Origin of the sequence: Dietzia cercidiphylli, assembly GCF_014145145.1 — a bacterium.
Taxonomy (GTDB): Bacteria; Actinomycetota; Actinomycetes; order Mycobacteriales; family Mycobacteriaceae; genus Dietzia; species Dietzia natronolimnaea.
This window is the reverse complement of sequence record NZ_JAALEA010000165.1, coordinates 1-8,651: the sequence shown is the minus strand read 5'-3', so window position 1 is coordinate 8,651 and position 8,651 is coordinate 1. Positions and strand designations below refer to the sequence as shown.

The following is an 8,651-nucleotide window of genomic DNA, read 5'->3' as shown; positions in this document are numbered from 1 at the left end:
GAGGCGTACGACGACGCCGCCGTGGACGTGGTGGTGCTCCCCCAGCAACTGGCGGCCACCGCCGCCCGGGCGCGGGGGGCGGCTGAGCAGGGCGACGAGGTGGGGCAGGGCGACGAGGTGGGGCAGGCCGGTCCGGCGGGCGGTCCCGACCAGCCCTGATCCCGCCGGCCCCCGCCGCCGGTCAGGACTGATCCCGCAGGCATCTCAGGTGCCGACAGCTCAGATGCGGTCGAAGTCGAGACCGCCCTGTGCGCCCGCACTGCCGCGCAGGACGGCACGCCGCTGGAGCGCGTAGACGAGTGTGCCGACCGCACCCACGCCCACACCCACGGCGCAGAGGATCACCGCTCGCATGTCGACCTCGTCCATGAGCATCATGGCCAGGAGGGCGATCGTCCACGCGAGGGTCCCGATGAGGACGACGGGCCGCGGGTCCAGCAGGTAGGCCGGGATCCGGGGCACCTGCGGCTCTGCCGGGCTGTCCGTCATGACCGCGACGCTACCGCAGGCGGGGGGCCGGTTACTCTATGACGGTTCCTCACCCACCGCCAGGAAGGTCTCCAGATGTCGCAGAGCGCCGGGGCCCCGTCGCGGTCCCCCGTACGGATCGGGGCCGTCGACCGGTACTTCAAGATCAGTGAGCGCGGTTCGACGGTGGCCCGCGAGGTGCGCGGCGGGTTGGTCAGCTTATTCGCGATGGCCTACATCATCGTGCTCAACCCGCTGATCCTCGGTTCGGGTGTCGACGTCGAGGGCAACCAGCTGTCGATCATCGAGATCGCCGCCGTCACCGCCTTCACCGCGGGGGTGATGACGGTGGCGTTCGGCGCGATCGCCCGCTACCCGTTCGCCTTCGCGACCGGCCTGGGGATCAACTCCCTCGTCGCGGTCACCATCGCCAGGCAGGTCACGTGGGCCGAGGCCATGGGGCTGATCGTCATCGAGGGCATCATCATCGTCATCCTGGCGGTGAGCGGGTTCCGCAAGGCCGTCTTCGACGCCATCCCCTCGGACCTCAAGGCCGCGATCGCCGTGGGCATCGGGTTGTTCATCGCCATGGTCGGCTTCGTCGACTCCGGTTTCGTGCGTCGACTCCCCGACGCCGCGGGCACCACGGTCCCGGTGGGACTGGGGATCGAGGGGTCGATCGCCTCGTGGCCCACCGCCGTGTTCGCCTTCGGGCTCCTGCTGTGCGGTGTGCTCGTGGCCCGGCAGGTGCGCGGCGGCATCTTCATCGGCATCGTGGTCACCACCGTCGTGGCCATCATCGTCGAGGCCGTCGCGAACGCCGGACCGTCCTTCGTCGACGGTGAGCCCTCGCCCACCGGGTGGAACCTCGCGGTCCCGGGGATCCCCGAGACCCTGGGTGGGCTGCCCAACCTGTCCCTCATCGGGCAGGTGGATCTCTTCGGCGCGTTCGTCCGGATCGGTCCGCTGGCGGCCGGTCTGTTCGTCTTCACCCTGCTGCTCGCCAACTTCTTCGACGCCATGGGCACCTTCACGGGGCTGGGCAAGGAGGCCGGGCTCATGGACGAAAAGGGCAATCTGCCCAACATGAAGACCGCGCTCGTGGTCGAGGGCGTCGGTGCCGTGGCGGGTGGCTTCACCTCGTCGTCGTCCAACACGGTCTTCCTCGAGTCGGCCACCGGCATCGCCGAGGGCGCCCGCACCGGCCTGGCGAACATCGTCACCGGTGCCCTCTTCCTCGTCGCGATGTTCTTCACCCCGCTGTACGAGGTCGTCCCGGTGGAGGCGGCGGCCCCCGCGCTCGTGGTGGTCGGCGCACTCATGATGTCGCAGATCGTCAACATCGACTTCACGCGCTTCGCGATCGCGCTCCCGGCCTTCCTCACGATCGTCACCATGCCGTTCACCTACTCGATCGCCAACGGCATCGGCATCGGGTTCGTGGCCTGGGTCGTGATGGCCACCGCCACCGGCAAGGCCCGGTCCGTGCACCCGCTGCTGTGGGTGGTCGCGGCGGCGTTCCTCGTGTTCTTCGCGATCGGGCCCATCACCGACCTGCTGGCCTGAGCGGCGCGGGCAGTGCTCGTCGTCGACGTCTCCGATCCCGCCGATCCCAGGTTGGACGATCTGCGCGACCTCAACCACTCCGACCGTCGCCCCGACCTGCCGGGCGGCAGGGGCCTGGTGATCGCGGAGGGTACCTACGTGGTGGGTCGGATGCTGCTGTCCCGGTTCCGCCCGCACGTCCTGCTGGGGACCGACGCGCGCCTGCGGCAACTGCGGCGTGAGGCGACCGCCGAGGGCTGGGACGCCGATGAGCGCGCCGACGGCGCCGTGTACCTGCGCACCACCAAGGACGTGCTCAGCGAGGTGATCGGGTTCCGGTCCAGCCGCGACATCCTGGCCGCCGCCGACCGGCCGACGCCGCTCGAGGTCGACGCCGTCGTGGGCGGTGCCCGGACCCTCGTGGTGCTCGAGGGCGTCAACGACCCCGAGAACCTCGGGGCGATCTTCCGCAACTGCGCGGCGCTCGGCGTCGACGGGGTGCTCTTCGGCGCCGCCACCGGGGACCCCCTCTACCGGCGGGTGGTGCGCGTGTCCATGGGGCATGTCCTGCGGCTGCCGTTCGCGCACCTGCCGGGGACCCCGACCACCTGGCACCACTCCCTCGGGCAGTTGACCGCGCGCGGCTTCCGCACCGTGGCGCTGACCCCGTCGGCGGAGGTGCCGCTGTCCCGGGCCGTCGACGCGGACAAGGTGGCCTTCGTCCTGGGCGCGGAGGGTCCCGGTCTCACCGAGCACGCGATGCGGGCGTGTGACGTCCGGGCGGCGATCCCCATGACGGCCGGCACGGACTCGCTCAACGTGGCCACGGCCGCAGCGGTGGCGTTCTACGAGCGGTCGCGCGGCTGACCGTGGCGGTGTGTCACCGCCGGTTCGCCAGACGACGATTCATGGCCCCGCCGGCGCGCCGCATGGTGTCGCCGACGATCCCGGCGATCCTGCGGACGGCTCCGGCGACGGGGGAGGAGGCCCGCGCCACCGCGGGGACGAGTGGCCCCCGTTCGTAGTCGTCCTCGGCGTAGGGGGAGGACGGGCTCCCGCCGCTGGCCCCGGAGCCGACGTCGCGTGTGGTGGCGGCGTGGAGTTCGGCGCGACCGGGAGAGCCCACGACGTGGACCGCGGCGCCCGTGGGCGCGGTGCGCTGGCGGACCTCCCGCCGACCGTCGGTGGCGAACCCGTGCACGGGGACGTCGAGGCCGCCCGGGGAGAGATCGAACCCCAGCCAGGCGCGGTGGGCGGCGTGGAGTAGCGACGACGGCGCGAAGGGGAGCGCTAGCGGGGTGTCGGCCGCGGAGTCCAGGGGGAACTCACCCGCCCAGTAGGGCCGTTCGAACGGCAGAGGCATGCCCTCGTCCTCGACGATCCGGTCGTCGGCCCCGGCGAAGGAGCGCACGAGTCGGCCGGATTCCCAGCGGGCGAACCCGCTGACCCCGTCGTCGGGGTCGTGCGAGAACAGCAGGACCGTGGGTGCCTCGACGAGGCGTAGCCACGTCTCGTCGGTCGCGGACGGCAGGACGGGCTGCTCGAGCTGGGTCTGGAGAACGGTCAACCCGGGGTAGGACCCCACGTAGACCTCCCCGGGACCGGTCGATGCCGAGCGGTTGAGGGGGAACATTCCCAGCGAGGCGACGGTGACGGTCGGGTAGAGGCGGGAGAGCAGACGCCGGGCGAAACCGGGGTCCGACGGGTGGCCGGACCTGATGGGGGCGGACGGGTCATCGGTGCCCAGGTACCAGAAGGTCGCGACGTGGTGGCCCATGACAGGACTCAGTCATCCTTGCCGCGGACACCGAGCAGGACGTCCTCCCAGGAGGGCATGGTGGGATGCCGGCGGGTGGTGCGGCGCTCGGGTTCGGCCGGCGGGTGCTGGAGGAAGTGGTCGTCGACGGAGCCCACCGCAGCGGGCGATGCGGACTCCGGGGCGGGCTCGGCCGGGGGCTGAGTCCGCCCCACCGTGGCGGGGTCGGGTTCCCTCGACTCGGGTCGGACCGGGGTCGGCACGGAGCGAATCGGAGGAGGGCCCGGGGGGAGCGGGGGAGGGGACGAGACGGTGCGCAGGGCCGTGGCGCGGGATGGGTCGAGGATGCGCTGGGCCTCGTCGTCGAGCGCACGGGCCGACCCGCCGTGGGAGTCGGGGACGAACGACCAGGTCGCCGATGCGTCGTCCGACAGGCCGGCAGGCCAGGAGGTCCGCACGATCCACCCGCCGGCACGGTCGCGCCAGGCGTCCCACGCGACGACGTCCGGGTCCACACCACGATGATCGAGTGCGGACTCGACCCGGTCGGCGAGCGTGTCGAGCGCCGGCCCGTCCGGAAGGACCGGATGCGACGCGCGGGCGAGATCGGCGGCGTTCGCGCGCTCGAGGAGCACGGGGACCGCGAAACCCTCGATCCGGGACATCGGGACCCCGGCGTCGGCGGCGACGTCCTCGGGGGAGGCGCCGTGGCGGATACGATCCTGGATCTCGCGTGGGCGTAACGTGCCCGTCACGGGCACCCGCCGGGACTCCTCCGGGGGCACGGACTCCCCCCGCGCGGCGGCGCGGAACCGGTCGTCGAGGGGGAGGGCCAGCGTCTCGCCCGAGTCCGGGAGCTCACACTCGACCACGGACGAGTCGGCGTCCACCCCGATGATCCTCAGCTTCCGCATACCGCCTCCTCGACTCCTCGTGGGCCCGTGGGCGGCTGGAACGGCGCGTGCCCGGGTCCTGGGCGTTCCCCCCATGGTAGGTCAGCGCAGCCCACCCGGCGCGGTGACGGGCCGGGTGGGCTGCGGAAAAACCGTGGGCGGGCGCCCGGAGCGGCGCGCGGTCGGGGGTCAGCCGAGCTGGCCCACCACGTGGTCGATGCAGCGGGTTAGCCGAGTGACGTCCTCCGGCTCGATCGCCGGGAACATGCCGATGCGCAACTGGTTGCGGCCGAGCTTGCGGTACGGCTCGGTGTCGAGGATGCCGCCCGCCCGGAGGGTCTTGGCCACCTTCGCGGCATCGATGCTCTCGTCGAGATCGATGGTGCCGACGACCTGAGAGCGGTGGGCCGCCTCGGCGACGAACGGGGTGGCGTACTCGCTGGCCTCGGCCCAGTCGTACAGACGCGAGGACGAGTCCTTGGTCCGCGCGACGCACCAGTCGAGCCCGCCCTGGGTGTTCATCCACTCGATCTGGTCGGCGAACATCAGCAGCGTGGCCACGGCCGGGGTGTTGTAGGTCTGGTTCTTGGAGGAGTTGTCCACCGCGGTGGGCAGGGAGAGGAAGTCCGGGCACCAACGGTCGGTGGCCGCGATCTCGGCCACGCGCTCGAGGGCGGCCGGGCTCATGATGGACACCCAGAGGCCGCCGTCGGAGGCGAAGCACTTCTGCGGCGCGAAGTAGTACACGTCGGCGTCGGAGATGTCGACGGGCAACCCGCCGGCTCCGGAGGTGGCGTCGATGGCGACGAGTGCGTTCTCCGAGCCCGCCGGGCGGGTCACGGGGACCATCACACCGGTGGAGGTCTCGTTGTGCGCCCAGCCGATGAGGTCCACGGACGGGTCCGAGGTGGGCTCGGGAGCCGACCCGGGCTCGGCGGAGATGACGATCGGGTCGGCGAGGAAGGGCGCGCCGCCGGTGACCTTGGCGAACTTGGAGGAGAACTCGCCGTAGGTCAGGTGGAGGGACTTCTCGCGGACCAGGCCGAACGCCGCGGCGTCCCAGAACGCGGTGGTGCCACCGTTGCCCACCACGACCTCGTAGCCGTCGGGGAGGGAGAACAGGGAGGACAGTCCCTCGCGGACCCGGCCGACGACGTCCTTCACCGGCGCCTGGCGGTGGCTGGTGCCCATCACCGAGGTGGCGGCGGCGGAGACGGCCTCGATCTGCTCGGGGCGGACCTTGGACGGGCCGCAGCCGAACCGCCCGTCCGCGGGCTTGAGGTCGGCGGGGATGGTGGGCAGCTGATCGCTCATGCTCTTGGGGTGCCGTTCCTTGTGGTGGGATTTCCGAATCGGCTCCATCCTAGTCGGGGGCGCGTCGGGCCCGGAGTAGCGTCTGGGTCATGGAGGATCCCGCACTCGAACCGGCCGACTTCGACACGATGCGGGTCGGCTACGGCCTGAACGCGAGCCTGGACGTGGGCGATCTGCACGACGACTGGGTCGCGCTCTTCGCCTCGTGGCTGGACGAGGCCGGGCGCCGGGGGGTGCGCGAGCCCAACGCCATGGTGCTCGGCACCGTCGGTGCCGACCGCCGGCCGTCGACCCGGACGGTGCTGTGCAAGGGGGCGGACGAGCGGGGTCTGACCTTCTTCACGACGACGAGTTCGCGCAAGGGCGCGCAGTTGGCGCAGTCCGGCTACGCGTCGGCGACGTTCCCGTGGTTGGTGGTGGAACGGCAGGTCCACGTGGAGGGCGAGTGCCGACCGCTGGACCGGGCGGACTGCCTCGCCTACTGGCGTACGCGCCCCAGGGGGTCCCAGGTGGCGGCCTGGGCGTCCGAGCAGTCGCAGCCGGTGGAGTCCGTCGAGGAGTTGACCTCGCTCTACGCGATCGCGGAGAAGCGCCTGGCGGACGTCGAGGAGATCCCGATGCCCGACAGGTGGGGTGGGTACCGCCTCCGCCCGGACCGCGTCGAGTTCTGGCAGGGGGGCCGGGACCGGTTCCACGACCGGGTCGAGTGCCTCCGGGGTGACGGGGGGTGGACGGTCCGGCGACTGCAGCCCTGACGCCCGCCGAAGCCCCGACGCCGCCCGGTGGACGGGGCCCGGGGGGAGCGGACCGGTGCACGCTTCGAAGTGACGGCGACCGTCACGGTAGGGTGTGGCACAGCACATTCGTGGCGGGACATGGCCGCCGGGACCAGTCGTCGGAGAGGGAATCGCGTGACCGCAGGCTCGAACGGTTCGGACCGCAATGCAACACTGTCCTACCCCGGCGGTGAGCTCGAACTCGATGTGGTGGAGGCGACCTGCGGAAGCGACGCGGTGCAGCTGGGTTCGCTGCTGGCCAAGACGGGGATGACCACGCTGGACGTCGGGTTCGTCAACACCTCCGCGTGTACCTCCTCGATCACCTACATCGACGGCAACGAGGGCATCCTCCGCCACCGCGGGTACCCGATCGACCAGCTCGCCGACAACGCCTCGTTCCTCGAGGTCTCCTACCTGCTCATCTACGGTGAGGACCCCACCGAGGCCCAGCTCGCCGAGTTCACCGAGAAGGTGCTCGGGGAGACCGCGCTGCCCGGCCAGATGATGCCGTTGCTGCAGGCGTTCCCGCGCGACACCCACCCGATGCCCGTCTTCTCCGCCGGCGTGAGCCTGTTCGGAACGCACGGGGACGACCTGGACATCGACGACCCCAAGGCCGTCGACCTGGCCACCTCCCGACTGCTGGGCCGCGGCCCGACGCTCGCCGCCGCCATCGAGCGCATCCGCTCCGGTCACGGCGCCCTCGACCCGGATCCGTCGCTCGGGTACGTCCGCAACTTCCTCCGCATGACCTTCGGGCCGGACTACGAGGTCACCGACGAGGTCGCCGACGCCCTCGACATGCTGCTGGTGCTCCACGCGGACCACGAGCAGAACTGCTCCACCTCGACCGTCCGCATGGTCGGCTCCTCGGAGGCGCCGCTGTACGCCTCGATCACCGGCGGCATCAACGCCCTGTACGGGCCGCTGCACGGCGGTGCCAACCAGGCAGTGCTCGAGATGCTCGAGCGGATCGAGTCGGAGGGCGGGGACGCCACCGACTACATGGACCGTGTCAAGAACAAGGTCGACGGCGTCAAGCTCATGGGCTTCGGTCACCGCGTCTACAAGAGCTACGACCCGCGCGCCCAGATCGCCAAGAAGCACGCCCACGCGCTGCTGTCGCAGAGCAACGACCCCCTCCTCGAGATCGCGCTCAAGCTCGAGGAGACGGCACTGGCCGACGACTACTTCGTCGAGCGCAAGCTCTACCCGAACGTGGACTTCTACACGGGCCTCATCTACCGCGCGATGGGTTTCCCCACCGAGATGTTCACCGTCCTGTTCGCCCTCGGCCGGATGCCCGGATGGATCGCCCACTGGCGCGAGATGCGCGAGGATCCGTCCACCAAGATCAACCGCCCGCGCCAGGTCTACACCGGCCCGGCCGAGCGGAGCTTCACCCCGATCAGCCAGCGCTGAGCCCGGGAACCGGACTCCAGGAGGAGACACCATGGACAAGCCCGAGATCGACAGGCCGACGGGCCCCGCGCCCACTGACCTCCACAGCGAGGACCTCACGGTGGGGGACGGCGCCGAGGCGGTGGCCGGCGGCAACGTCACCGTCCACTACGTCGGTGTCGACTACGAGACCGGCGAGCAGTTCGACTCCTCGTGGGATCGCGGCGAGTCCATCACGTTCCCCCTCAACGGCCTCATCCAGGGCTGGCAGGAGGGGATCCCGGGCATGAAGGTCGGCGGTCGCCGCCAGCTGGTCATCCCGCCGGACAAGGCCTACGGCACATCCGCGGCCCTGCACCCGCTCGGAGGGAAGACCCTGGTCTTCGTGATCGACCTGCTCGACGCCTGACGAAGCGGCCGACGAGTCGCCCGACGCCCCGCCCCCACCTCGGGGGCGGGGCGTCGTCGTGTGCGCCTGGCCCGGCCCGCGCGCGG

At 71.4% G+C, this 8,651-nt stretch carries 9 protein-coding genes; 5 read left to right on the top strand and 4 right to left on the bottom strand.

All coding sequences use genetic code 11. From position 1 onward, the window contains the following. Nucleotides 1-219: 219 nt before the first annotated feature. Nucleotides 220-489 (bottom strand): DUF2530 domain-containing protein, encoded by a 270-nt coding sequence (locus G6028_RS06580; protein WP_179524663.1) that lies wholly within the window; start codon nt 487-489, stop codon nt 220-222. Nucleotides 490-564: 75 nt separating this feature from the next. On the opposite strand from G6028_RS06580, the gene G6028_RS06575 reads away from it, so the two are divergent. Further along, nucleotides 565-2,034, top strand: coding sequence for an NCS2 family permease (locus G6028_RS06575; protein WP_182658388.1), 1,470 nt, complete (start codon nt 565-567; stop codon nt 2,032-2,034). A gap of 12 nt (nt 2,035-2,046) precedes the next feature. After that, on the top strand, nt 2,047-2,880 hold the full coding sequence (locus G6028_RS06570; protein WP_182658387.1) for an RNA methyltransferase: 834 nt from the start codon (nt 2,047-2,049) through the stop codon (nt 2,878-2,880). 13 nt (nt 2,881-2,893) lie between these two features. Here the strand turns inward: G6028_RS06570 and G6028_RS06565 are convergent, their stop codons facing one another. The 3 genes from G6028_RS06565 to serC all read right to left on the bottom strand — a co-directional run bounded on the left by G6028_RS06565 (nt 2,894) and on the right by serC (nt 5,976). Continuing rightward, nucleotides 2,894-3,790 (bottom strand): DUF6928 family protein, encoded by an 897-nt coding sequence (locus tag G6028_RS06565; RefSeq protein WP_182658386.1) that lies wholly within the window; start codon nt 3,788-3,790, stop codon nt 2,894-2,896. An 8-nt stretch (nt 3,791-3,798) separates the two neighbouring features. Continuing rightward, the gene (gene sepH, locus G6028_RS06560; protein WP_182658385.1) at nt 3,799-4,683 is read right to left on the bottom strand and encodes a septation protein SepH; all 885 of its coding nucleotides are present in this window, start codon (nt 4,681-4,683) and stop codon (nt 3,799-3,801) included. A 168-nt stretch (nt 4,684-4,851) separates the two neighbouring features. Then, on the bottom strand, nt 4,852-5,976 hold the full coding sequence (gene serC / locus G6028_RS06555; protein ID WP_182658384.1) for a phosphoserine transaminase: 1,125 nt from the start codon (nt 5,974-5,976) through the stop codon (nt 4,852-4,854). Between the two features lie 89 nt (nt 5,977-6,065). Here serC and pdxH point away from each other — a divergent pair, with 89 nt between their 5' ends. From pdxH to G6028_RS06540, 3 genes are all read left to right on the top strand, one after another. Then, nucleotides 6,066-6,731 (top strand): pyridoxamine 5'-phosphate oxidase, encoded by a 666-nt coding sequence (gene pdxH, locus G6028_RS06550; protein WP_179524669.1) that lies wholly within the window; start codon nt 6,066-6,068, stop codon nt 6,729-6,731. A 156-nt stretch (nt 6,732-6,887) separates the two neighbouring features. After that, nucleotides 6,888-8,177 (top strand): citrate synthase, encoded by a 1,290-nt coding sequence (locus tag G6028_RS06545; protein WP_182658383.1) that lies wholly within the window; start codon nt 6,888-6,890, stop codon nt 8,175-8,177. A gap of 31 nt (nt 8,178-8,208) precedes the next feature. Beyond that, nucleotides 8,209-8,565, top strand: coding sequence for an FKBP-type peptidyl-prolyl cis-trans isomerase (locus G6028_RS06540; RefSeq protein ID WP_182658382.1), 357 nt, complete (start codon nt 8,209-8,211; stop codon nt 8,563-8,565). Nucleotides 8,566-8,651 lie beyond the last annotated feature (86 nt).